This is a genomic window from Deinococcus apachensis DSM 19763, from assembly GCF_000381345.1.
Classification (GTDB): Bacteria; Deinococcota; Deinococci; order Deinococcales; family Deinococcaceae; genus Deinococcus; species Deinococcus apachensis.
The window spans coordinates 1-23,046 of the sequence record NZ_KB906412.1 but is presented as its reverse complement, the minus strand read 5'-3'; the positions used below and the strand labels follow the sequence as shown (position 1 = coordinate 23,046).

Genomic DNA, 23,046 nt, shown 5'->3' with positions numbered 1-23,046 from the left:
AGGCTAACGCGCCTCACCCGTGGTGAGCCAGCCGCCCACCCGGTCCTCGATGGCAGAGGCGGAGGGGCCGCGCGCCAGTCGCCAGCCGCCCGTGCCGTCCTCCCGGGCGACCCAGGCGCCGCGCTCGTCCTCAAAGCGCAGGGAACGTGCCCCCAGCAAGGTCGCCTGGTCGAGCAGGGCGGCCACCCCACCCACCGCCAGGTCGGCCCGGCCCGCCGTCACGGCACCTCCCCGAATCAGCCAGGTGTCGTCGGGGAGGTCGGGCTGAGGGGGCACCGGGACTGCTTCGGCCGTCAGGAAGCCCCCCAGGCTGTCCCCGGCGCTGCCGCCCAGATCAAAGACTCCGAGCAGACCGCTGAGGGCATCGGCCCCGAAGCTCGCCGTCACCTCCTGGGCGGCCTGGTACTCGGCCCGCGACTCCGCGAGCAGGGCCTCGGCCTCCTCCAGCGTTTGGGCGTAGCGCTCGCGGGCACTGCCCGACATCGCCCCCAGGCGGCGCTGGGCCCGCAGGGTGTCGGCCAGGCGCCCCAGCTTCTGGGTGGTCTCGCCCGCCAGGTGGCGCAGGGTGTCGTACTCCTGGATCACGTGGTCGGCGCGGGCGTCGAAGTCCTGGCGCTGCTGGGCGGCCTCTCCCATGCGGCGCTCCAGCACGCGCCACAGCGCCTCGGGGTCCACGTCCTCGCCGCGCGCCAGGGCCTCGCGGGCGGCGGCGAGCCCCGGCGCGAGTTCCGCGCTCGCCCCCGGCACGTCGCGGGCGGCGCGCTCGACCTCGGCCAGGCTGCGCTGGAGTTCGAGCAGTCGGGCGGCGTTCGCGGGCGCCGCCTCCAGCGCCGCGAGGGTGGCGTGCAGGTCGCGCAGCTCGTCCGTCGCCAGCCCGCCCCCGTCCAGGGTGAGGCGCAGCACGTCGAGCGCCACCCGCGCCTCGTGGAGTGTCGGACTCTCCGGTAGGGCCGACTGGCGGGCTTCCAGCCCCGCCAGTTCGGCCCGCTGCTCGGCGAGGAGGGCCGAGCGCGCCGCCTCCAGCTCCGCGCGCCGGGCCTCCACCGCCCCCACCGTCAGGGTCCCGGCCGTTTGCTGCTCGCGCAGGCTGCGGCTTTCCAGGTCCGGGCGGGCACGAGTGAGCGGCTCGAACTCGCGGATCAGGTCGGCGAGCTGCCGGGCGACGTGCTCCTGCTCCAGCGCCAGTACGCGCGCCTGCGCCTCGGGGTCCAGCGCCGCGGGGGCGCCCCCGGGCGCGAGGGGCTGCACGACGGACGATTCCAGCAGCTTGCGGAGGGTGAAGGTGATCGTGCGCGCCCGCTCGACCTCGGCGGGGAGCAGCATCCCCTGGCCCTGTGCCTCCTCGATCTGCCCGATCAGGCTCTCCAGGCGCCGCACGTCCTTGCCACCCATACCCTGCACCCGGCGAAAGGCCGCCTGCAACTCGGCCAGGTCCTGCCCCTGCGTGACCAGCCCCTCCTCCAGGTGCCGCTCCATCAGCGCGATCAGGTCCTGGCCCTCGCGCACCAGCGGGGCGACGTCCTGTCCGGCCTCCTGCTGCTGCCGCGCCACGCCCAGCACGCCACGCAGGCGCTGGGCCTCGGGCCAGTCGAAGTACAGGCTGAAGCGCCGCGCGCCGTCCTCCAGCACACCCAAGTCGGGGGCTTCACCCACGGGAGCGGGAACCGCGCTCAGGAGTTCCCCGATCACGTCGGAAACCCGCCGCTTGGCGAGCGCGGCGGGCACGCTGAGTTGCAGCCGCTTGAACACCTCGCGCTTGAGGATGTCCTCCAGGGTGGGGGCGTCGAGCGCCTGGACACTCAGGCCCCGCGCCTGGGCAGCGTCTTGCAGGATGCGTTCGAGCGCGCGGGGCGAGACGAGGTCGCCCAGCAGCCGTACCGGCAGGCGGTAGAGGGCCTCGGGGGCCGCGGGGGGGGTGGTCACGTGGAGCCTCCGGGGGAGTTGAAATCAGTGGGAGGGCGGTTGAGGGGCATGGTCATGGGAACTCCGGAATTCACCGCATCCTTCCACAGTCCCATTGCGGACGGGGGGAAAAATGCGGATTTCGCGGACGTTGGGCCTGGTGGGCAAGCAGTGGTGGGACCCGGCGAAAGCTGCCCTACACGTCCTCATCCCAGTCGAGGCCCTGGGCGACCGCCCGCTCAGCGGGGCGCTGACGGCCCAGCAGGCCGAACTGTACGCACAACCCCCGGAAGCCGTAGGCGGCGAGCGCGATGGCGAGCGCGGTCAGGAGGGCGCGCAGCGGCAGCCCGTAGATACCCTGCCACAGCGTCAGGCTGGGAGCCGCGCGCAGCAGAGCGACGCCGCCTAGGTCGCCCAGCCAGCCCAGGAAGCCGAACACGCCCTCCAGGAATACGGGCAGCAGCAGCAGGGCCAGCGCGGCGGTGATCGCCCGCCAGTAGGGGTTGCGCCCACCAAAGGCCAGGTTGAGCAGGTACAGCGGCACGAGCGCCAGCAGCGCGAGCAGCAGGAAGGTGACGGCGCGCACGCCCCCGCTGAAGGTCCGGGCCACTCCGACCGACAGGGCGTCCACCCGGCTGCGGGGCTCCCCGGCCACATCGCTCTCCAGTCCGCCCAGCCCCGCGATGAGGGCCTGCACGTCGCCGGGGCGCAGGCCGTACCGCTCCCGCGCGGCGGCCAGATCCTGCGCGAAGGCCCCGTACCCCGCAGCCCCGCGAATTCCGGCGGGGGCGGAGGAGAGCGCCGCGGCGGCGCGTTCCAGTTCCGCCCGCGCGGTCGTTGGGTCCCCGTGCCCGCTCGCGGTGAGTGCCCGACCCAGGGCCGTGTAGGCGACGTCCAGGCTGGGTGCGACCGGGGAGGGAGTGGAAGCTACCGGCTTGGCCTGAGCAGGCTTGACCGGGGTAGATGTTGCTGGCGTTGACTTGGTCTGGGCAGGCTGGCCTGCCGTCGGCGTGGTGCCTGGCTGCGGGGTGGGGGCTTTGGTTCCCCCCGTAGCCGCAAGTGTGGGCGGCGTGGCGAGCGAGCGCCCAAGGGCTCCCGCCCCCTGCCGCAGGGCGGTGAGGGAGGCAGTCAGGCCGGGCACGTCGCCCCCCGTGAGCTGCCGCAATGCCTCGCTGAACCCGGTGACCTTGAGGTTCCCGGCGCCGCCCGCGTCCTGCACGATTGTGAACCAGCTCGCCGCTCGGGCGAGGTTGAGGTACGCGGCGGGGCTGCGTTCGGGGCGGGTCGCGTTCAGGGCCGCGCCCACCTTCGCCGCCGCCGCCCGCTGAAGGCGCCAGGCCACGCGCTCGGGGCGTCCGGCCGCCGCATCGGCCAGCAGGGCCTGCGCGGGAGCACCGGCCAGGCCGAATTCGCTGGCAAGCAGCTTCACATGTGGGGTACTGTTCGCCGGAGTCTGCGCGAGTTCACTCAACGTCTGGTCGTACAGCGCCTTCCGCATCAGCCCACGGGCCAGGAGCACCTGCGCCTGCACCTCGGCGGGCGTGCGGGCTAGGGCGGCGCGGGCTCCACCCAGCGTGTCCTGCAGGCCGCCCAGGAGCTGCCGGTTCTGGAGGGTCGGGGCCAGCCGCGTATAGGCCGCCTGTGCGCGGTCAAGTTCGGCAAGTGCCTGTGCGGCGTGAGAGGAGCGGGCCGCCGCCGCGTCCAAGCTCCCCGCCAGCGCCCGGTACGCGCCCAGGTCCTGCGCCCCTGCCGCTCCGGCCAGCAGGGCGGCGAGGAGCGCCACACCCGCGCCCCCGCGTTTCACGCCGCCTCCCGGATCTGGCCGAGTTCGGCGAGCAGCCGCCCGATGTTCACCTGCGGCCCGGCCACCACCGCCACGCAGTACCCGCCGAGAGGCCGCATGCACACGGTGCGCCCGCCCATGTCAGCCGACATCAGGTTCAGGCCACGTTTCTGGAAGAGCAGGGCGGTGGCGGCGATCACGCTGCCCAGGGTCGTGGCGCCCGTCACAGCCCGCTGCCGCAGCACCTCCCCGCTCGTGCGGCAGACCAGCACGCCCTGCACGCCGGGCATCCGGCCCAGGTCCTGGATCAGCGCCTCCTGGCCCGCCGCGCTGCCCAGGGTGTAGCGGCGCTGGGTGGGGGCGGCGGTGTACTCGGGGTCGTCGAACTCGAAGTCGTCGGCGCTCAGGTCCGCGGGGTCGTCCCAGCGGCTCGTCCCCATCTCCTCGTCCCAGGCGGCGACCGGCGCGCCGGGGAAGAGGGTGGGGGCCTTGGGGTACTGTCGCTGGAGCTGCCCGGACAGCGCCCGCAACTCCGCGCGGGCCTGTGCCCCCGGGAGCACAGCTGACAGCCGGGTGAGCAGCGGGCCGGAAAGCACCCGCTGCATCTCGGCGGCACTCACGCCCTCGGGGGTCAGGCCCTGCTCGCGCAGGGCGGCGCGCAGCAGGGTTTCCGCCGCACGTTCGGACACGATGCCGGACAGGGCGCGCACGATCAGGGTGTACACGGCATTCGTCATGGGAAACCTGTTCAGAGTCTAGGGAAGGCGCTCTTTACAGAAACTTACAGGTGCGGGGGTGAGCGGTGCGGACGAACAAACGGGACGGGCGAACCCCGATCCGCCCCCCGAACCTCTAGACTGCGGGCATGGCAACCTCCCTCTCCGACCGTCTGGGCGCGGAACTCGCGGGCTTGCGGACCCAGGGCCTGCTGATTCACCCCCGCGTGCTCGAAGCCCCCCAGCGCGCCCGCACCCGGGTGGACGGGCGGGACGTGGTGAACCTCGCCTCCAATAACTACCTGGGGTTTGCCGATCACCCCGAGATCAAGGCCCGCGCTGAGGCATACCTGCGCGAGTGGGGCGCGGGGGCCGGAGCGGTGCGGACCATCGCCGGAACCCTGCAAATCCACGAGGACTTCGAGCAGCAGCTCGCCGGGTTCAAGCACACGGGCAGCGCCCTCGTCCTCCAGAGCGGCTTCACCACCAACCAGGGCGTGCTGGGCACCCTGCTCCAGCCCGGCGACCTGGTGGTGAGTGACGAACTCAACCACGCGAGCATCATCGATGGTCTGCGGCTGACCAAGGCCACCAAGAAGATCTACAAGCACGCGGACCCCGACGACCTCGACCGTGTGCTGGCTGAGAACGATACGGACGGCCTGAAGCTCGTCGTGACCGACGGCGTGTTCAGCATGGATGGCGACATCGCGCCGCTGGACCGTCTGATCGAGGTCGCGCGGAAGTACGGGGCCGTTACCTATGTGGACGACGCGCACGGCTCGGGCGTTCTCGGCGAGGCGGGGCGCGGCACGGTCCACCACTTCGGCTACGAGCACGCCGACGACGTGATCCAGGTCGGCACGCTGAGTAAGGCGTGGGGGGTGGTTGGCGGCTACGCGGCGGGGCACCACGACCTGCGCCAGCTCCTGATCAACCGTGCCCGGCCCTACCTGTTCTCGACCGCGCAGCCGCCCGCCGTCGTCGGCGCCCTCTCGGCGGCGCTGGAGCTGGTGCAGCGCGAGCCCGCGTTCATGGAGCGGCTGTGGGACAACACCCGTTACTTCAAGGCGGAACTCGCCCGCCTGGGCTTCGACACGATGGGCAGCCAGACGCCCATCACGCCCGTGCTGTTCGGTGAGGCGGGCGCTGCCTTCGAGGCCAGCCGCCGCCTGCTGGACGAGGGGGTCTTCGCGGTCGGCCTGGGCTTCCCGACCGTGCCGCGGGGCCAGGCCCGCATTCGCAACATTGTGACCGCCGAGCACACGCGGGAGGACCTGGACCAGGCCCTCTCGGCGTACGAGCGGGTGGGGCGGGCGCTGACCGTCATTGGCGGCTGAGCGGGAAGGGCTGGGTTCGGGGAGGAGTGGGTGCTTCGACCTTCCCCCTGTCCCGGCCCCGCCCCCCTATCATCGGCCCCATGACGCTTCCCCCGGCCATCCCTCCCGTTGGTGATCGCCAGACCGGGCCTCGTGACAAGGGGCGGGAGGTGCAGGCCATGTTTGCCTCCATCGCCCCCCGCTACGACCTGCTCAACCGGGTGCTGAGCCTGGGCGTGGACCGGGCGTGGCGGCGTGAGGCGGCCCGCGAGGCGCTGGCTCTGAGTCCAGGGCGGATGCTCGATGTGGCGACCGGCACGGCCGACTTCGCCCTGGAACTCAAGTCCCGGGCTCCCTGGGTGGAGGTTGTCGGCAGCGACTTCGTGCCCGAGATGCTGGAGATCGGGCGGGAGAAGGCCCATGCCCGCCACCTGAACATCCGGCTGGAGGAGGGGGACGCCCTCAATCTTCCGTACCCGGACGGTTCTTTCGACGCCGTGACCTGCGCCTTCGGCTTCCGCAACTTTGCGGATTATGCGCGCGGGCTGGCCGAGATGTGGCGGGTGCTGACACCGGGCGGCCGCCTCGTCATCCTGGAGTTCCCGCCGCCCCGGCCCGGTCTGTTCGGGAGCCTCTTCCGGCTGTACTTTCAGCACGTTCTGCCGCGCATCGGGGCGCTCGTCAGCGGGAACGCGGGCGCTTACACCTACCTGCCGGAAAGCGTGCTCGCCTTCCCCGACCCCGAGCGCCTGGCTCAGCTTATGCGCGCCACGGGCTTCCGCACCCGCTACCGGTTGCTGACCTTCGGCATCGCGGCGATCCACGTGGGGGACAAGGGATAGGACTCACCCTGCGGGTTTGTCCAGCCGGACGACCAGCATGGGTTCCAGGTGCGTGACGAGGTTTCCGCCCTCGTGGATCAGGCCAACTTCCTCCTGCTGCTCCGGTGTGAGGCGGCGGGTGAGGGCGCGCAGACGCTCCACCGCCTCGGGTGTGCAGCCGGACTGGCGCGTCCACCAGTCGAATTCCAGCCGGTAGGGCACCAGGGTGTCCCGCGCCCAGGTGAAGCCCGCCGCCCGGGTCAGGTCCCGCCACGCCTGGACGGTGCGCTGCATGTGATGGCTGGGGTCACGGGTGCGCTGGAACTCGTCCACCCAGGCTTGAAGCTCTGGTGTGGGGCTGACCTGATCGGCGATCACCAGCCGCCCGCCTGGGTGCAGGACCCGGTACGCCTCCTGCAAGAAAGCCGCCAGGTCGCGGAAGTGGTGAGGTGCATGCCGGGACGTGACGAGCGTGAAGGACTCGTCGGGAAAGGGCAGGGCTTCGGCGCTTCCCTCCTGGAACGTCGCGTTCGTGTGCCCCTCGCGCCCCGCACGTTCGCGGGCGTGGGCGAGCATTCCGTCGGCGAGGTCCAGGCCGATGACCCGTCTCACAAAAGGGGCCAGGGCCAGCGCGGTGTTCCCTGTCCCGGTCGCCACGTCGAGTGCGGTGTCTTCCGGCGTCGGCGCGGCGTACTCCAGCAGCACGGGCAGGCTGGGGCCATGGCGGTGGACCTCGCTGGCCGCGTAGTTGGTGGCATGCGCGTTGAACTGGCGGCGCGAGTCTGTCATCCGGAGATCATCCTTCGCTCGCGGGGGAAGCGTCCCCGGACCTCTCCAGCAAGCCAGTGGGAAAACCATCTATGCTCTGCTGGTTCTTGCGCTCCCAGTAGCTTCTCAGGCCGTCCTCGCCCCACGCTTCCGCCTGCCGGGTGAGGGCCGAACGGTCCTCACGGAAGTCGAGAAGCGGCACGCCGAAACCGCACGAGGTCTGTACCAGGTCCACGTCCAGTTCGACGATCTGGCGGGTGCCGGGCAACAGGGTGAAGGTCGGGGCGCGTGCCCCGAACTCGGGTGTGCCTAGCGCGAGGACGCGGGCCGTGCCGTACAGCCGCAGGATGAGCGGCGGTCCCTCGAACGCGCAGAACATCAGCGTGAGGCGGGGGGAAAGACGCAGGTGAGCCGCCGTCTCGTTGCCGCTGCCGGTGAGGTCGAGATACGCGGCCGTCCGGTCGCCGAACAGCCGCAGCGTGTCCAGCCCCTTGGGCGAGATGTTGACCCGCCCGCCCGGGGCCGCGCTGCCCGTGAAGAACAGAGGCTGGCGGGCGATAAACGCCGCGTGTTCGGGCAGGATGCGGTCGAACTGCTTCGCCATGGCGTCAGGGTAAAAGGAAAGAGGCCCCCGGGTGGGAGCCTCCTTCACTCTCGGTTGACCTCAGACCGCGAGAACCTGACGGTTCGCGTAGTAGCCGCAGCTCGGGCAGATGTGGTGCTGAAGCTTCTTGGCGTGGCAGTGGGGGCACTCGGTCAGGTTGGGGGCGACCAGCGCGTGGTGGCTGCGGCGCATGTCGCGCTTGCTCTTGCTGGTCTTCTTCTTGGGAACGGGATGCTTCGCCATGATCTTTCTCCTCGGGCCACGCGGCGTCTTGAAATAGTGGGACTGGGCCGCCGGGGCGCGCTCTGCCCCCGGTGACTACCGGCGCGGGCGAGACAACAGCGGGGAGTATAGCACGGGGGGCGGCGACTCAGGAAGAGCGCGTTAGCATGTCCCGCGATGCACGAACTCACGCTGCCGCCGGTGACGCTGGAGGTCGGGCTCCGCTGGCTCGACTTGGTGGGCATCCTGGCCTTCAGCATGTCGGGGGCGCTGCTGGCCGTGCGGAAACGCTTCGACCTGTTCGGCGTCCTGGTGCTGGGCTGCGTGACGGCGGTGGGCGGGGGTGCGATCCGGGATACCCTGACCGGCCAGACGCCGCCCCTCTTCCTGCGCGACGAGACGTACCTGTGGGTGGCGCTGCTGGGGGCGGTCCTCGCCTTCGCCTTCGGGGAGCGGCTGGCCCGCTTCGAGCGGACGCTCAGCGTGTTCGACTCGCTGGGCCTCGCGCTGTTCGCGGCGTCGGGGGCGCTGGGCGCACTGAACTTCGGGCTGGGGCCGCTGGGGGTGGCCTTCGCCGGAATGCTCAGCGGCGTGGGCGGCGGCATCATCCGCGACCTGATCGCCAACGAGGTCCCGGAGGTGATGTACCGACGCGACCAGCTCTACGCCACCGCTGCCGCGGCGGGGGCGGCCGCCGTCTACCTGCTCCACCCTCACGTCACGCCCTTCCAGTCACAGCTGGGGGGGGCGCTGCTCGTCCTGCTGCTGCGTTGGCTCTCACGCCAGGGTTGGGTGAGGCTCCCCGTGCGGCGGCTACCGGGGGGCTAGGCCCGGCAATCTTCACAGCCCCCCTTCCGCCAGCAGGGTACAATCGGCATCATGTCTAAACAAGATTCCCGGCCCGCCGGGTTCCGCACCCGTGCCGTTCACGCGGGGCACGCCCTGGACCCGGTGACGGGCGCGCACGCCGTGCCCATCTACGCCACGTCCACCTTCGGCTACGGCAGCGCCGAACGGGGTGCCCGCCTCTTCGCCGGGGAGGAAAGCGGCTACTTCTACTCCCGGCTGGGCAACCCCACCGTGCGCGCCTTCGAGGAGAAGGTGGCGAGCCTGGAGGGGGCGGAGGACGCGGTGGCATTCGGCAGCGGGATGGGGGCGGCGAGCGCCGTCGCACTCACCCTGCTGACCTCGGGGGACGAGGTGGCTTTCGTCGGCCCGCTGTACGGTGGCACTGAGGGGCTGTTGCGCGACATCCTGGGCCGCTTCGGGGTGACCGTGCGCGAGGCGGGTGACCTGGAGGAGTTGCGTGCGGTGGTCTCCGGCCGGACCCGGCTCGTCTGGCTGGAGACGCCCACCAATCCCACGTTGAAGATCGTGGACCTGCGGGCGGCCTCGGAGGTGGCTCGCGCGGCGGGGGCCTTCGTCGTCGTGGACAACACCTTCTCCACCCCCTACCTGACCCGCCCCCTGGAGCACGGCGCCGACCTGGTCATGCACTCCGCGACGAAGTACCTGGGTGGCCACGGCGACGTAATCGCGGGGGTGGTCGCGGGCCGCACCGAACTGGTGGCGGGGTTGCGGCTGCACGGGCTGCGGCACGTGGGCTCGGTCCTCGGCCCCTTTGAGGCGTACCTGCTGCTGCGTGGCCTCAAGACCCTCCCGCTGCGGATGGAGGCCCACTGCGCGAACGCGGCCGCGCTAGCGGAGGCACTGCAGGGGCACCCGGCCCTGAAGGCCCTCCATTACCCCGGCCTGCCCACCCACCCCGCACACAAGGTCGCCGCCCAGCAGATGCGCGCCTTCGGCGGCCTGCTCAGCCTCGACCTGGGCTCAGCGGAGGCAGCCTTTGCCTTCCTCGATGGGCTGCGGCTCTTCACCCAGGCGGTCAGCCTCGGGGACGTGGAAAGCTTGTCGTGCCACCCGGGCAGCACCACCCACCACCTCCTCGGCGAGGAGACGCTTGAGCGCCAGGGCGTGACCCCGGGGCTGGTCCGCCTCTCCGTGGGCATCGAGGACGCGGGGGACCTGATCGAGGACGTGCTGGGGGCACTGGAGCGGGTGCCCGTGGCCGCCGCGCGCTGAGGTTCGGCGGCATCGCATACCGTCTGCCCGGTGCCCCCTGGGGTACAACCCGGCCATGACTCAGCCAGAACGGGTGCAGGTCCTCCGGCCGGGCGAGCCGGGGCGGGGCGGCTTCGTGCTGCTGTGGGTGCAGTCGAGCGCGCGCACCCACGACAACCACGCCCTCGAATACGCGGTGCGCGAGGCCCGGCGTCTGGGCCAGCCCCTCGCCGCTGTCTTCGGCCTGAATCCCGACTACCCGGAGGCCAACGCCCGGCACTTCCAGTATCTGCTGGAGGGCCTGCGGGATCTGAGAAAGGGGTTGGCTGAGCGCGGTATCCCCCTCTCTATCCGGGTCGGAAATACACCGGATGAGGTGTTCAAGGCCGCTCAGGGGGCCAGCCTCGTCGTTACCGACCGGGGGTATCTGCGTCCCGGGCGGCAGTGGCGGGCCGACCTCGCGGGGCGGCTCACGGTGCCCTTCGTGCAGGTGGAGTCTGACGCTGTGGTGCCCATCCACACCGTCTCGAACCGGTCGGAGGTGGGGGCCCGGACCCTGCGGCCCAAACTCCACCGCCTGCTGGAGCGGTTTCTGATGCCCCTGGACGTGGAGGAGGGGGCACAGGGCCACCCCGACTGGGACCCCGGCCTGGACGTGAGCGACCCCGCGCTCACCGTGCGCGCACTCGGCCTGGACAACAGCGTGCCCCCCGGCGAGGAGGAGGGGGGCGAGGCCAAGGCACTGGCGCGGCTGGACCATTTCGTCACCCGCCTGCTGCCCTCCTACGACTCCGGGCGGCGCGACCCCAACGTGGACGGGGGCAGCCGCCTGAGCGCCTACCTACATTACGGCCACCTCTCACCCCTGACGGCGGCCCTCGCGGCGCGGGAGCACTCGGACGGTGGCCCGGGTCTCGACGCCTTCCTGGAGGAGATGATCGTTCGCCGGGAACTCAGCTTCAACCACTGCGAATTCAACCCCGCCTACGACCGCTACGAGGGGCTGCCCAATTGGGCCCGGGGCACGCTGGAGGAGCACGCCGCCGACCCCCGCCCGCACCTGTACACCCGGGAGGAACTCGACGCGGCGCGGACCCACGACCGCTACTGGAACGCCGCCCATACCGAGATGGTCCGCACGGGCCGGATGCACAACTCCATGCGGATGTACTGGGGCAAGAAGATCCTGGAATGGACTGCCACGCCCCAGGAGGCTACGTGACGACCCTGTGGCTCAACAACCGGTATGAACTCGACGGCCGCGACGCCAACTCCTACGCCAGCGTGGGCTGGGTCTTCGGCCTGCACGACCGCCCCTGGGCCCGTCGCCCGATCTTCGGGATGGTCCGCTACCTCGCCGCGAGCGGCCTGAACCGCAAGTTCGACGCGGAGGCGTACGCGCACCGCTGGAGTTGAACAGCCCAATCCCCTGAGCATCTTGCACACCTGGCTCAAGTTGGGGTGCTATGCTGCCGCCTGAACCGTTGGTGTCCGGTTCACATAACACGGGAAGCGCAAGGTCTGCCCCCAGCGGGGCAGAAGACGAGGTGGGGGTGAGCGAAGTTCTGCGGATGCCCCCAGGCCCGGCACGGGCCTCCCCGACTTCCAGCCGGAAGGAAGCGCGGCGATAACCCCCACGGTGACGTGGACATAAGGCCGCGCGGTGCCACAACCCAACCCAAAGACACCGCCCGCCCTGTCCCAGGTGCGGGTCAAGGAGTATGTATGTGCGGAATCGTCGGTTATATCGGCACCCGGCAGGCGCAGGACGTTCTGATCTCGGGCCTTTCCAGGCTGGAATATCGCGGCTACGACAGCGCGGGCGTGGCGGTGGGCGACGGCGCCTGCATCACCGTGAAGAAGAAGGCCGGGAAGCTCGCCAATCTCAGCGGGGAGCTGGAGCAGACGCCGCTGGCGGGCACGCTGGGCATCGGCCACACCCGCTGGGCCACCCACGGCCTGCCCAACGACACGAACGCGCACCCCCACGCCACCGAGGACGGCCGGATCGTCATCATCCACAATGGGATCATCGAGAACTACCTGTCGCTGAAGGAGGGCCTGATCTCGCGCGGCCACACCTTCAAGTCCGAGACCGACTCGGAGGTGCTCGCCCACCTGATCGAGGAGGCGTACTCGGGTGACCTGTATGAGGCGGTCCGCACGGCACTCGGCCAGGTGCGCGGCGCCTACGGCATCGTGGTCACCCATGTCGATCACCGCGAGATCGTCGCGGCCCGCACCGTCAGCCCCCTGGTGATGGGCGTGGGCGAGGGCGAGATGTTCCTCGCCTCCGACGTGCCCGCCCTGCTGCCCTACACCCGCAACATGGTGTTCCTGCACGACGGCGACATGGTGGTGCTCAACGACGACGGCTTCCGGGTGACGGACCTGGCGGGCAACCTCGTCGAGCGTTCCATCGAGCACATCGAGTGGGACGCCGAGGCGGCGGAAAAGGGCGGCTACGACACCTACATGCTCAAGGAGATCTACGAGCAGCCCACCGCCCTGACGAACACCCTGATTGGCCGCCTGCACGACGACACGGGCGAGGTGAACCTCGACATCGGGCTCGACCCGTCCTCATTCAAGCGCATCTCGATCATCGCCTGCGGCACCGCGTACTACGCCGGGCTGGTCGGCGAGTACCTGATCGAGGGGCTAGCACGCATTCCCGTTGAAGTGGACGTGGCCTCCGAGTACCGCTACCGCAACCCCCTGGTGAGCGAGAACACCCTCGCCATCGTGGTGAGCCAGTCGGGCGAGACCATCGACACGCTCGAAGCCCTGCGCGAGGCGAAGAAGGGCGGCGCGAAGACCCTGGGCGTGATCAACGCCAAGGGCAGCTCCATGACCCGCGAACTCGACGACACCCTGTACATCCACGCCGGGCCGGAGATCGGGGTGGCGAGTACCAAGGCGTACACGTCGATGGTGAGCGCCTTCGTGCTGCTCGCCCTCTGGCTGGGCCGGGCGCGCGGCACGCTCACCGAGGACCAGGCGCAGGAACTCCTCCACGCCGCCCGCGAGCTGCCCCGTTTGGTCGAGGAGGCGCTGGCGCCCGAGCGGGTGGAGAAGATCAGGCAGGTCGCCGAGAAGTACGCCGGGGCGCGCGACTACCTCTTCCTGGGCCGCGGGGTGAACGCGCCGACCGCCTTCGAGGGCGCCCTGAAGCTCAAGGAGATCAGCTATATCCACGCCGAGGCCTATGCGGCGGGCGAGATGAAGCACGGCCCCATCGCCCTGATCGACGAGAACCTGCCCGTCGTGGTCGTCGCCACCGAGAGTCCCCTCCTCGAAAAGACGATCTCCAACGTCCAGGAGGTCCGCGCCCGCTCCGGCCGGGTGATCGCCCTCCTCTCCGACGGCGACACTGGGAACGCCCGCCACGCCGACGACGTGCTGTACGTCCCCCGCGCGCACGAGATGGTGAGCCCGGTGGTGAACGTGGTCGCGCTGCAACTGCTCGCCTACTTCACGGCGACGGCACTCGGCAAGGACGTGGATAAGCCGAGGAACCTGGCAAAGTCCGTCACCGTCGAGTAAGCAGGTCTCGTGGGGAGGCGCATCGGGGTGGGTTCGATGCGCCTCTTCGTTTCTGGAAGCGCAAGGTTCCCGGTTACCGACAGGGGAGTGTCCAGGGATAGGTGCCGGGCGGCCCACGCCGTACCCTGAGCGACATGAGTGAGCCTCCCTCTCCGGTCGTCCGGCCCTTGTGGGTGGCGCTGGGCTTTGTGCTCACCGGCCTGGGCTTCGTGGGCCTGATCCTGCCGGGCTTTCCGGGAACGGTGTGGTTCGTGCTGGCGGCGGCGTGTTTCGCCCGGGGCAACCCGAAGTGGGAGGCCTGGCTGCTCTCGCGCCCGGTGGTCGGCGAACTCGTGCGCGACTACCGCGAGGGGCGCGGGATGCCGCTGCGGGCGAAGTGGATCGCCTGCACCTGCATCGTGGTGGCTGTGGGGTTCAGCCTGCCGCGTATTCCCGTGCTTGCCGGGCAGTTGGTGTGGGCGTTGGTGGGGCTGGCGGGCGTCCTGTTCATCACCCTGCGGGTGCCCACCCGCCGCCCGTGAGGGGCAGGGATCAAGCTTCCACTCGCCTTCCCCGGGCGCCGCTAGACTCGGCCCATGTTGGAAGGCGTTCTGAACCGTTTGGGCGAGTACGGCAACCCGGTGCCGCGCTACACGGCGCCGCGTTGTCTGCTGGAGCGTCAGGCGGTTGGGGGCTGCGACGCCTGCCACACCACCTGCCCGCATGAGGCGATCACAGTGGGCCCCCTGGGGCGGAGCATCGAGATTGACCCGCAGGCCTGTACGGGCTGCGGCCTGTGCGTGCAGGTCTGCCCCAGCGGGGCGCTGGAGTATGACCTCACCGCGCCCCTTCAGAGCGTGCGCGACGCCGGGAACACCGGGGAGGGTGAGGCCACCCTCACCTGCTCGCAGAGCGGGGCGGGCGGCCCCACCCTGCCGTGCCTGGGCCGGGTGACGCCTGCCGTGGTCGCCGCCAGCGGGGCCTGGGGCATTCCCCTCACCCTGCTGCACGGGGAGTGTTCAGGCTGCCCGGTCGGAGCCCCCGACGTGCCCGAGCGCCTGAACCGGGTGGTGGGGGAGGCGCAGCTCCTGCGAGAGGCGACGGGGCAACCCGCCCAGGTGACAGTGCGGGCCGCCACCCCGGAAGACCGCGACCGGGCCGTGCGCGTCTCGCGCCGGGGAGCCTTCGCCAGCCTGCTGCGCGCGGGGCGGCAACAGGTCGCCCAGGCCATCCCCGAGCGGCCGCTGCCCTTCGTGGACTGGAGCCAGCCCCGGGAGCGCACGCCCGAGGAGTGGCGCTGGCGGGCGCGTTCGCTCGTCCCCGCCCCGGCGCCGGACGCGGGGGTCCACTGGCCCGCCCCGCTGGTGGACGACTCCTGCATCGACTGCCCGGTCTGCTCGAACGTCTGCCCGACCCAGGCGATCACCCGCGACCTCAAGCCGGAGGGGGGCGCGGAGCTCCTGCTCGACCTCTCCGCCTGCACGGGCTGCATGGCCTGCCTGCACTCGTGCCCGCCGGGGGCCATCCACGCGCAGGAGGAGTGGCTCCCCGCCGCCTTCGGGCCGCCCATCCTGCTGCGCGACAGCGACTCGGCGATGTGATTTAGGAGGGCGCAGTGGGCCGCGGCAGCGTGAAGAAGAAGGTAGCGCCCACCCCGGGTTCCCCCTCGGCCCAGACCTGCCCCCCGTGGCGGTGAACGATGCGCCGGACGTTGGCAAGGCCCACTCCGCTGCCCTCGTACTCGTCGCCGTGCAGCCGGATGAACACCTGAAAGAGGCGCTCGGCCTGCTCGGGATCAAAGCCCACCCCGTTGTCCCGGACCCAGACGAGCGTGTCTTCCTCCCGCTCCTCGCCGCCCACCCCAATGCGGGCTGGGTCGCGCCCCCCGGTGAACTTCAGAGCGTTGTGCAGCAGGTGGGTGAGCACCTGGCGCAGCAGCAGGTGGTCGGCGTGAACGGTGGGCAGCGCGCCGACGGTCCAAGAGATTCGCCGCCCCCGCGTTACGTGTCCCAGGTCGCTGCGGACCTGCACGACCAGGGGCGCCAGGGCGAGTGGCAGAGGGCTCAGGTGCCGCTCCTGGAGGGGTCGGAGTTGCGCCAGGTCCTCCACCAGCGCCTGAAGCCGCCCCGTCTCCGAGCGGATGATGCCCAGGTGCCGCCGCACCGTCGGGTCGCCCTCCGCCAGCCGGGCTTCCAGCAGACCCGCGAAGCCCGCGATGCGGCGGGCCGGGTCGCGCAGGTCGCGGGACAGCCCCGTCGTGTAGGCCGTGAGTTCCGCGTTCAGCTCAGCCAGCCGCGCCCCCTGCTCGGCGAGGTGCCGGGCCTGCTCGGCCCTCTCCAGCGCGAGGGCAAAGCTGCGCCCCACCGCCCGGAAGACGGCGCGGGCCCCCTCGGGCCAGAGATCGTGCGTGAGGGTGCCCATCACCAGCAGGGCGTCGCCCGGGCGGTGCAGCGTGAGCGGCAGCAGGGCCGTCGCGCCGAAGGGCTTCACGCCGTCCGTGGCCCCGGCCTCCTGGAAGACCGCCTCCCCGCTGGGGAGCTCATCCGGGAGCTGGGCTGGGAAGTCGGCGCCCAGGTCCGCCTCCACCTCGGCGGGCAGCCCCCCCGACAGGCTGTGGGCCTGCCACCCCGCCGCGCCCCGCTCGTAGTAGCCGACCGCCACGTCCCCCAGGGTGGCCCCCAGCACCCTGGCGGCGTGCCGGGCCAGTTCCTGGGGGTCGGTGGTGGTGGCGGCGACCTCGGTGAACTGCGCGAAGGCCTCCAGCGCCCCGGCCCGGTCCTCCAGGTCCCGGGTGTGGCGCTCCAGCTCGGCGGTGCGGTCGCCGACGCGGGTCCTGAGTTCGAGGTGCGTGCGGCGCAGCTCCTCCCGGCCCCGGGCCTCCGGCGTGACGTTGAGGTGTTCGACAAAGGCGTGCGTGACCTCGCCCCGCTCGCCCAGCGGCGTGACCCGCACCCGGAACCAGCGGCGCTCGCCCGGCGCGTGGCAGGGGTAGGTCAGCTCGAACTCGGACCGTTCGCCGTCCAGCACCGCCCGCAGCCCCGCCTGCATGGTGGAGTGCGGCGCGGAGGCCTCCAGGTAGTTGCTGCCCACCCCGCTGGAGGCCGGGTCCCCGCCGTTCAGTTCGGCAAATGCCCGCCACGAGCGGTTCACGCCCACGATCACCCCCCGGCGGTCCACGATGGCGACGTGGCTTTTCAAGGCGTCGAGCAGGGCCTGCGGCGGTGGCTCGACTGGCGGGGTGGGGGCGGGGGGCACGGTGGGATCAGCCACGCGGGCGCCCCCACCGTGAGGAAGACGGCATGGGGACAGCCTAGAGCCTGGGCCGGGAATGGCAAAGCGCCGGGGCACATTCCGGGGACGACCGTGATGCCGCTCCCGGCCCCTCCCTTCCCGTCCGCCCTACACTGAGGGGCGTGTTCCCCGCCCGCTCCCCCTACACCCGGCTGGAGGGGTTTTTGCGCGACATCCTGGGCGGGGGCGCGGCCCTCCTCCACGAGGACGAGCCCGCCCCCGCCCGCACGCTCGATGCGGCGGACCTGAGCTGGTCAGAGGCAGTGGCGCATGGCTTCGGCTTTCCCCGCGTCTTCAGCCATCAGGCCGAGACCTACCGCCTGATGCGCGACGGGCAGCACGTGATCGTGACCACCCCGACCGCGAGCGGCAAGACGGGCGCCTTCTTCCCCGCCGTCTTCGAGCGGCTGGAACGCGACCCGGACGCCACAGCCCTCTTCGTGTACCCTCTCGTCGCCCTGGGCCAGGACCAGCGCGACAAGCTGGCGGCGTTTCGCGAGCGCGGCGGGTTCGGGTGGGAGATCAGCGCTTTCCAGGGCAACGCGGACCCGAAGGATGTGTTTCGTCCCGGCGTGCGGATGGTCACGGCGACGCCCGACAAGCTCCACTGGTCGCTGACGAATCCCCGGGTGCGCGACTTCCTCGCCCGGCTCTCCTTTATCGTGCTGGACGAGGCGCATACCTACCGGGGCGGCTTCGGCTCCGAGGTGGCGGGGATGCTGCGCCGACTGCTGGGGCTGGCGCGGGCGCTCGGCGCGAACCCCCAGGTCGTCCTCTCCACGGCGACCATCGGCAACCCCGCCGAGTTCGCGCGGGAGTTGACCGGCGTGGACACCGCTCACGTCAGCGAGTCGGGCGCCGAGCGGCACGGCAAGCGGTATTACCTCGCCGACCACCGGGGGCAGCCCCGCCGCTTCTGGGACGCGGTGGTGAGCGCCAGCGTGGCGCGTGACCTCAAGGTCCTGGCCTTTTTCCGGGGCCGTTCCCGCGCCGCCCGGCTGTACTCCACCTACCGCGCCCAGCCCCTCTACGCCCGCCACGTCCACCTCTACATGGCGGGCACCTCCGACCGCGAGGGCCGCCTGAGCGAGTTTCGCCGCGCCCGCAATGGGGTGATGTTCGCCACGAACGCGCTGGAGGCCGGGGTGGACATCGGCGACCTGGAGGTCGTCATCATCGACGGTTATCCCGGCTCGCGCATGGCCTTCCGGCAGATGGCGGGCCGGGCGGGACGGGTGGCACCGGGGCTCGTTCTCTACCTCCCCGCGCTCAACGAGCAGGGCGTGCCGCAGCCGGTGGACGCCTTCTACTCCAACGCCGGGAACTTCCGCGAACTGGTCACCGGCCCAATTGAGAAGGCGGTGGTGGAGGCGGAGAATCCCTACCTCTCCCCCCGCCACCGCGCCCGCGCGAGCGAGGAATTCCGGGCCGCCCGATTGCCCTTCGAGCCGACCGCCAGCCCCAAATACTGGAACTTGCGCGGCGAAGGCAGCGCCAAGTTCGCGGTCATTGAGGAGACGGACTGGGAAGTTAAGGGACCGCGCGCCTTCGACACCCCCCTCGAATCGCCCAGCCAGCACTACGCCCTCACCGAGAAGCACGAGGGGGCCGTCTTCACCCTCGATGGGCAGGGGTACAAGGTGACGCGCTGGGAGAAGCACCCCGCCGGAACCGCGATCCTGGTCGAGCGGTTCGACGCCGCCAACCTCTTCACGCGCGGCCTGTACTCCATCGAGGTGAGCCCGGTGAAGATGGGCGACTGGGTGCGGCGCGGCCCCCTCGCCTACCGCCACGGCGAGGTCGTGATCCGCCGCCGCTACTCGGGCTTCATGATGATGCGCCAGGTCTTCGAGCGCGTCTGCACCGGCTGCGACCGCGAACCCGAGCCGACCGAGCGGGTGTGCCGCACCTGCGGGGGCCGCATTCAGGACCGGATGCAGGATCACAAGCTCTCTGAACACCTCTACGACGAGCCACTGGAACTTCCCCCTTTTCGCACCTCCGCCCTGGAAGTCGGGGTGGACGCCCGCGCGACCGAGCAGCCCACGGCCGTCGCCCACACCCTCAAGCACCTGCTGCAAAAGGTAACCCCAGAGCGCATCGCCTGCGACGAGAACGACCTCGCCGGGGCCTTCCGCGAGGGGCGCGACAACTATTTCTTCCTGTACGACGACTGGCTGGGCGGCCTGGGCGTCAGCCGCCGCGCCTTCGAGAACCTGGATGACCTGCTGCGTCGTGCCCTCGACCTGACGGCCAAGACCTGCTGCAAGGAGCCGCACGGCTGCTACGAGTGCATCGCGGTGAGCCGCTGCTATGCACCCTTTTTGAGCAGTGGCGAGCGCCGCCCCACTGACAAGCACGCCACCCGCGCCTTTTTGGAAGCCCTGCTGGGCGTTCGGCCCGCCGCCGAGCCCGAGCCGGACGCGGTCACCCTGCCGGAAGTTCCCGCTCTGCCGCCCTCCTGGCCTCTCCAGGCGCGCGAACTTCTCGATCTGCAAGGCCTCAGCCTGCCGGAGGTCAGCGCCCGGCTTGGCATTCCCAGCCGTGAGATTCAGCGGGTGGTCAGCACCACCGAACCGCTGCGACTGCGCCACGCCAAGTTTGGCGACGGCGTGTTCCTGCAGGGCTTCGGGCAGGGGGAACGCCGCGAGGTCCTGGCGTACTTCCCCGGTGTGGGTCAGAAACGGCTGCTGCTGAAGTTCGCTGGCCTCACCGTGATCGAAAGGGCGAGCGGGATGGCGGTGGCCCCAGGCAGTTGACCCCCTCCTCGGGGCGCGGCTATACTCCACTGCGCTCTGGCACCCGGCGTTGGGGCATTGTGTAATGGCAGCACAGCAGTCTTTGGAACTGTTAGTCAAGGTTCGAATCCTTGTGCCCCAGCCAGCAGAGAGAGTGAGGCGGAACTGCCCCAGGTTCCGCCTCCTCTCTTTCGTTCCCGTGCCCCTCTCATGAGCGTGAATCCTGCCCCGGCTCACGTTCGGTCAGGTGCGCTTCACCCGGCGTCAGGCGGGCGGGCCTAGGCTGGACCTACAAGAGAGGTTGCCCGAACTCCTGCGCTGGGACGTGCCCGGCACGGTGACCTCTGCCGAGGAGACGACATGAAGAAGCCCGCCATCCTGCTCGCCCTGACCGCTTCCCTGCTGGCCCCGCTCGCCTCTCCTGCCCACGCCACGCCCCGGGTCAGCGCGCAGAGCATCATCGTGAACCCCGTGCCCACCACGCTGAACGCGCAGGTGTGGGTGGACCGCGATCCCAGCGGCTCTTACACGCCCAACTACCGCATCGGCGACCGCATCCGTGTGTCGGTCCGCGTGAACGAGGACGCCTACGTGTACCTCTTCTCGGTCGATCCGAGTGGCAGCGTGGATCAGGTTCTCCCCAACCGTCTGGGTGGGAGCAACTTCGTCCGCGCGGGTCAGGTTCGCAGCTTCCCCGCCCAGGGGGACAACTTCGTGTTCAACGTGGGCGGCACTCCTGGCCTGAACAAGGTGCTGGTTGTCGCCAGCCGCCGCCAGCTCGACCTCTCGGAACTCAGCTCCTTCCGGGCGGGCCAGCCCTTCGCCGACGTCAAGCCCCAGGGGGAGAAGCGTCTCGCCCAGGCCCTCAGCATCGTGGTGAACCCCGTCGAGCAGCCTATCCCCCAGCAGGACTGGGTCAGCGACACGGCCTTCTTCAACGCCACCTACTGAGCGTTTGGTTTTCGCGGCGGGCATCCTGCGGGGTGCCCGTTTTCCCATTCAGCGCGTCAGGACGTAAAAGGCCCGTTCCCCCTCCCGCGCGAGGTCCGTCGCCGCATATCCCCGTTCCAGGTAGGTCCCCAGCGCGGCCCTCAGGGCCAGGCGCCAGGCCAGGCGGACTGCCTCAGGGAGTGTGACGGCCTGAAGGGGCACCTCGGCGAGAAGCCGCGGCGCCGTGAGGTCCAGCTGGGGTGGACCCGGCAAGTCCCCCTGCGCCTCCAGCACCCGCACTCCGCTCGGAGGTGGAGCAGGGTGCTCAGTGTGCGGCCGGGTCAGGCCCCACTCGATCATCAGTCGGTCGGCGGGAAAGGCCGTCTCCCGCGACTCGCCCAGCGCGTACCAGTCGGCGTGGTAGCTCACCGCCCGGGCGCCCAGCTTGCCCAGGTTCAGCCGGGCGTTGCGCGTGACGAGTGGGTCAAAGGTCCAAGTCATGCGCGTCAGGCCCTGCGCAAGTGCCCGTTCCCGCTGCGCGAACTTGAGGGCCGTGGCCGCGCCGCTTCCCCGCCAGTCGGGATGGAGGGCCAGCAGGTGCGAGTGGTGCCACACCTGGCCTTCCCGCAGCGCCGGGAATCCGTAGGCCAGGCCGAAGGGGAGGGGAGAGGCACCTTCCCCGGCTGGATACGCGCCCAGTACAACCGCCCCGGTGTGCGCCCCGATGCGGAACATGGTGGCGGGCAGCACCTCGCGGTCGCTGTAGCCCCAGGCCTGCACCTGCACGTCCTCCAGAGCGCGCATCTCCCAGGGGTCCGTGACGTCCCGGATCACGAAGGTCCGGTCCGCCCCTCCGCTCAAGCCCGGTACTCCTCTTCCAGCTCGCAGACTCCCGAGATGAACTCCCGGTTCAGCGTGACGCCGATGCCGGGCCCCCGTGGTACGGGCATCAGGCCGTTCGTGGCCTCCAACCCCTCGTTCACCACGTCGGTGTCCCAGTACCGACTGGCACTGCTGGTGTCGCCCGGCAGTTTGAAGTTCGGCAGGGTTGAGAGGTGGATGTTGTGGGCCCGGCCCACGCCGCTTTCCAACATGCCGCCGCACCACACGGGCGCCCCGAATGCGGCCGCCATGTCATGAACACGGCGGGCCTCCGCGTGCCCCCCCACCCGCGCCACCTTCACGTTGATGACCCGGCCCGACCCCAGGCCCAACCCCTTGCGGGCGTCCTGCGCGCTCGCCACACTCTCGTCCAGGCACAGGGGCGTGCCCAGGCGGCGTTGCAGTTCGGCGTGGTCCACCAGGTCGTCCCAGGCGAGTGGCTGCTCGATGTACGTCAGGTTGTAGGCGTCGAGTGCGGCCAGCCGTCCCGAGTCCGCCAGCGTGTAGGCACTGTTGGCGTCCACGGTCAGGCGAATGTCGGGAAAAGCCTCCCGAGCCGCGCGCACCGGTTGCACGTCCCAGCCCGGCTTGATCTTCAGTTTGATGCGTCGGTAGCCCTGCTCCACGTGCCGCCGCACCACATCCACGGTCGCCGCCTCATCCGGCTGAATTCCGAGGCTCACCCCAACCTCCACTTCCGTCTTGTGTCCGCCGAGCAGTGTTCCCAGCGGGACGTCCAGGGTCTTGGCCCACAGGTCCCACGCGGCCATCTCGACCATCGCCCGGGCCATGCGGTTGCCCCGAAAATCGCCCAGCGCCGCCTCCAGAGCCTGTGGGTTGGCGAAGGAGCGGCCCAGGACGCGCGGCAGAAACACCTCACGTAATAGGCTCAGCGCCCCCACGATAGTCTCCTCGCGGTACATCGGCGCGGCCTCCATCGTTCCCTCGCTCAGCCCCTGCAGGCCGTCCCCATGAAGCACCAGCAGGGGAATCAGCTTCTCGGTCTGCACCCCGAAACTTGTCTCGAACCGGAACTTTAGCGGCAGGCGGACCAGCAGCACCTCGGCGGCCTCGATTCTGAACATACGTCCCAGTATGGAGGGTGAGGTAAAGCGAACCCGCATATGGTGAAGAGCCCTGCCAGGACGCACTTCTTCAGATCTCATCGAGAGTCGTAGGGGAGGGGTTGACAGGCAGCAGTGTGCCCTGTATCTTTTCTGAGCCTCAAGCGAGGCGGGACGCATGACAAGGGAAGAGCAGAGATGCGAGAGCAGGGCCACCTGACAGGGTGGTGCGAGCGGACTTCCCCCCGGGGGTCTCCAGACTCGTGAAGAGCCGAGAGGCTCGAAGCCAAGCGCAAGCGAGGCATCAAACACATCAACAATCCTCGGAAGAGGTTGCTGAACCATTTTATGGAGAGTTTGATCCTGGCTCAGGGTGAACGCTGGCGGCGTGCTTAAGACATGCAAGTCGAACGGGTATCT

At 70.5% G+C, this 23,046-nt stretch carries 20 protein-coding genes, 1 tRNA gene and 1 rRNA gene; 13 read left to right on the top strand and 9 right to left on the bottom strand.

Going from position 1 to position 23,046, the window contains the following annotated elements; translation table 11 throughout:
* Positions 1 to 3: 3 nt before the first annotated feature.
* From F784_RS23650 to F784_RS0116895, 3 genes are all read right to left on the bottom strand, one after another.
* Positions 4 to 1,923, bottom strand: coding sequence for a coiled-coil domain-containing protein (locus F784_RS23650; RefSeq protein WP_019587911.1), 1,920 nt, complete (start codon positions 1,921 to 1,923; stop codon positions 4 to 6).
* A gap of 175 nt (positions 1,924 to 2,098) precedes the next feature.
* Positions 2,099 to 3,706, bottom strand: a complete 1,608-nt coding sequence (locus tag F784_RS0116900) for a hypothetical protein (protein ID WP_019587910.1) — start codon at positions 3,704 to 3,706, stop codon at positions 2,099 to 2,101.
* Positions 3,703 to 4,422 carry a roadblock/LC7 domain-containing protein gene (locus F784_RS0116895; RefSeq protein ID WP_019587909.1) on the bottom strand — a complete coding sequence of 240 codons (720 nt, stop codon included), beginning with the start codon at positions 4,420 to 4,422 and terminating at the stop codon, positions 3,703 to 3,705. Before F784_RS0116895 ends, F784_RS0116900 begins: the two co-directional genes overlap by 4 nt.
* Before the next feature lie 128 nt (positions 4,423 to 4,550).
* Here F784_RS0116895 and F784_RS0116890 point away from each other — a divergent pair, with 128 nt between their 5' ends.
* Together F784_RS0116890 and ubiE are read left to right on the top strand one after the other, a co-directional pair.
* A complete protein-coding gene (locus tag F784_RS0116890; RefSeq protein ID WP_019587908.1) occupies positions 4,551 to 5,741 on the top strand; it encodes a glycine C-acetyltransferase in 1,191 nt (396 codons plus the stop codon).
* 80 nt (positions 5,742 to 5,821) lie between these two features.
* A complete protein-coding gene (ubiE, locus tag F784_RS0116885; protein ID WP_026332539.1) occupies positions 5,822 to 6,562 on the top strand; it encodes a bifunctional demethylmenaquinone methyltransferase/2-methoxy-6-polyprenyl-1,4-benzoquinol methylase UbiE in 741 nt (246 codons plus the stop codon).
* Between the two features lie 3 nt (positions 6,563 to 6,565).
* Here the strand turns inward: ubiE and F784_RS0116880 are convergent, their stop codons facing one another.
* Genes F784_RS0116880 through rpmF form a run of 3 tightly spaced genes read right to left on the bottom strand, consistent with a single transcriptional unit; the run spans position 6,566 to position 8,156 of the window.
* Complete coding sequence (locus tag F784_RS0116880; protein ID WP_019587906.1) at positions 6,566 to 7,330, bottom strand: class I SAM-dependent methyltransferase; 765 nt, start codon at positions 7,328 to 7,330, stop codon at positions 6,566 to 6,568.
* 7 nt (positions 7,331 to 7,337) lie between these two features.
* Positions 7,338 to 7,913: a pyridoxamine 5'-phosphate oxidase family protein gene (locus F784_RS0116875; RefSeq protein ID WP_019587905.1), complete on the bottom strand. Its 576-nt coding sequence runs from the start codon at positions 7,911 to 7,913 to the stop codon at positions 7,338 to 7,340.
* A 60-nt stretch (positions 7,914 to 7,973) separates the two neighbouring features.
* Positions 7,974 to 8,156 carry a 50S ribosomal protein L32 gene (gene rpmF, locus F784_RS0116870; RefSeq protein ID WP_019587904.1) on the bottom strand — a complete coding sequence of 61 codons (183 nt, stop codon included), beginning with the start codon at positions 8,154 to 8,156 and terminating at the stop codon, positions 7,974 to 7,976.
* Positions 8,157 to 8,312: 156 nt separating this feature from the next.
* Between rpmF and F784_RS0116865 the strand changes: the two genes are divergently transcribed.
* From F784_RS0116865 to F784_RS0116840, 7 genes are all read left to right on the top strand, one after another.
* Positions 8,313 to 8,963 carry a trimeric intracellular cation channel family protein gene (locus F784_RS0116865; RefSeq protein WP_019587903.1) on the top strand — a complete coding sequence of 217 codons (651 nt, stop codon included), beginning with the start codon at positions 8,313 to 8,315 and terminating at the stop codon, positions 8,961 to 8,963.
* Between the two features lie 51 nt (positions 8,964 to 9,014).
* Positions 9,015 to 10,217, top strand: a complete 1,203-nt coding sequence (locus tag F784_RS0116860; protein ID WP_019587902.1) for a trans-sulfuration enzyme family protein — start codon at positions 9,015 to 9,017, stop codon at positions 10,215 to 10,217.
* A 55-nt stretch (positions 10,218 to 10,272) separates the two neighbouring features.
* Entirely contained in the window at positions 10,273 to 11,418 is a 1,146-nt protein-coding gene (locus F784_RS23645) for a deoxyribodipyrimidine photo-lyase (protein WP_245557920.1), read from the top strand.
* Positions 11,415 to 11,612, top strand: coding sequence for a hypothetical protein (locus tag F784_RS27305; protein WP_245557919.1), 198 nt, complete (start codon positions 11,415 to 11,417; stop codon positions 11,610 to 11,612). The genes F784_RS23645 and F784_RS27305 overlap by 4 nt, the downstream gene beginning before the upstream one ends.
* A gap of 309 nt (positions 11,613 to 11,921) precedes the next feature.
* Positions 11,922 to 13,742, top strand: a complete 1,821-nt coding sequence (gene glmS / locus F784_RS0116850) for a glutamine--fructose-6-phosphate transaminase (isomerizing) (protein ID WP_019587901.1) — start codon at positions 11,922 to 11,924, stop codon at positions 13,740 to 13,742.
* Between the two features lie 134 nt (positions 13,743 to 13,876).
* Complete coding sequence (locus F784_RS0116845; RefSeq protein WP_026332537.1) at positions 13,877 to 14,263, top strand: YbaN family protein; 387 nt, start codon at positions 13,877 to 13,879, stop codon at positions 14,261 to 14,263.
* Positions 14,264 to 14,317: 54 nt separating this feature from the next.
* Positions 14,318 to 15,322, top strand: coding sequence for a 4Fe-4S dicluster domain-containing protein (locus F784_RS0116840; protein WP_026332536.1), 1,005 nt, complete (start codon positions 14,318 to 14,320; stop codon positions 15,320 to 15,322).
* A 1-nt stretch (position 15,323) separates the two neighbouring features.
* Here F784_RS0116840 and F784_RS27635 read toward each other — a convergent pair whose 3' ends face one another.
* Positions 15,324 to 16,991 carry a sensor histidine kinase gene (locus F784_RS27635; RefSeq protein ID WP_019587898.1) on the bottom strand — a complete coding sequence of 556 codons (1,668 nt, stop codon included), beginning with the start codon at positions 16,989 to 16,991 and terminating at the stop codon, positions 15,324 to 15,326.
* A gap of 143 nt (positions 16,992 to 17,134) precedes the next feature.
* On the opposite strand from F784_RS27635, the gene F784_RS0116830 reads away from it, so the two are divergent.
* The 3 genes from F784_RS0116830 to F784_RS0116820 all read left to right on the top strand — a co-directional run bounded on the left by F784_RS0116830 (position 17,135) and on the right by F784_RS0116820 (position 20,701).
* The gene (locus F784_RS0116830) at positions 17,135 to 19,771 is read left to right on the top strand and encodes a DEAD/DEAH box helicase (RefSeq protein ID WP_019587897.1); all 2,637 of its coding nucleotides are present in this window, start codon (positions 17,135 to 17,137) and stop codon (positions 19,769 to 19,771) included.
* Positions 19,772 to 19,821: 50 nt separating this feature from the next.
* Positions 19,822 to 19,895, top strand: a tRNA-Gln gene (locus F784_RS0116825).
* Between the two features lie 215 nt (positions 19,896 to 20,110).
* On the top strand, positions 20,111 to 20,701 hold the full coding sequence (locus F784_RS0116820; protein ID WP_019587896.1) for a DUF4384 domain-containing protein: 591 nt from the start codon (positions 20,111 to 20,113) through the stop codon (positions 20,699 to 20,701).
* A gap of 48 nt (positions 20,702 to 20,749) precedes the next feature.
* Here F784_RS0116820 and F784_RS0116815 read toward each other — a convergent pair whose 3' ends face one another.
* Together F784_RS0116815 and menC are read right to left on the bottom strand one after the other, a co-directional pair.
* Positions 20,750 to 21,541, bottom strand: coding sequence for a hypothetical protein (locus tag F784_RS0116815; RefSeq protein WP_019587895.1), 792 nt, complete (start codon positions 21,539 to 21,541; stop codon positions 20,750 to 20,752).
* Positions 21,538 to 22,647, bottom strand: coding sequence for an o-succinylbenzoate synthase (gene menC, locus F784_RS0116810; protein WP_019587894.1), 1,110 nt, complete (start codon positions 22,645 to 22,647; stop codon positions 21,538 to 21,540). Before menC ends, F784_RS0116815 begins: the two co-directional genes overlap by 4 nt.
* 324 nt (positions 22,648 to 22,971) lie before the next feature.
* Here menC and F784_RS0116805 point away from each other — a divergent pair.
* A 16S ribosomal RNA gene (locus F784_RS0116805) occupies positions 22,972 to 23,046 on the top strand; the annotation flags it as partial.

Bases quoted from the DNA above. Each gene is read 5' to 3' on its own strand.
- F784_RS0116880 (WP_019587906.1), bottom strand. From the start codon at position 7,330: ATGACAGACTCGCGCCGCCAGTTCAACGCGCATGCCACCAACTACGCG.
- F784_RS0116890 (WP_019587908.1), top strand. From the start codon at position 4,551: ATGGCAACCTCCCTCTCCGACCGTCTGGGCGCGGAACTCGCGGGCTTG.
- ubiE (WP_026332539.1), top strand. From the start codon at position 5,822: ATGACGCTTCCCCCGGCCATCCCTCCCGTTGGTGATCGCCAGACCGGG.
- F784_RS0116845 (WP_026332537.1), top strand. From the start codon at position 13,877: ATGAGTGAGCCTCCCTCTCCGGTCGTCCGGCCCTTGTGGGTGGCGCTG.
- glmS (WP_019587901.1), top strand. From the start codon at position 11,922: ATGTGCGGAATCGTCGGTTATATCGGCACCCGGCAGGCGCAGGACGTT.
- rpmF (WP_019587904.1), bottom strand. From the start codon at position 8,156: ATGGCGAAGCATCCCGTTCCCAAGAAGAAGACCAGCAAGAGCAAGCGC.
- F784_RS0116820 (WP_019587896.1), top strand. From the start codon at position 20,111: ATGAAGAAGCCCGCCATCCTGCTCGCCCTGACCGCTTCCCTGCTGGCC.
- F784_RS0116865 (WP_019587903.1), top strand. From the start codon at position 8,313: ATGCACGAACTCACGCTGCCGCCGGTGACGCTGGAGGTCGGGCTCCGC.
- F784_RS23645 (WP_245557920.1), top strand. From the start codon at position 10,273: ATGACTCAGCCAGAACGGGTGCAGGTCCTCCGGCCGGGCGAGCCGGGG.
- F784_RS0116895 (WP_019587909.1), bottom strand. From the start codon at position 4,422: ATGACGAATGCCGTGTACACCCTGATCGTGCGCGCCCTGTCCGGCATC.
- F784_RS0116860 (WP_019587902.1), top strand. From the start codon at position 9,015: ATGTCTAAACAAGATTCCCGGCCCGCCGGGTTCCGCACCCGTGCCGTT.
- F784_RS0116875 (WP_019587905.1), bottom strand. From the start codon at position 7,913: ATGGCGAAGCAGTTCGACCGCATCCTGCCCGAACACGCGGCGTTTATC.
- F784_RS0116840 (WP_026332536.1), top strand. From the start codon at position 14,318: ATGTTGGAAGGCGTTCTGAACCGTTTGGGCGAGTACGGCAACCCGGTG.
- menC (WP_019587894.1), bottom strand. From the start codon at position 22,647: ATGTTCAGAATCGAGGCCGCCGAGGTGCTGCTGGTCCGCCTGCCGCTA.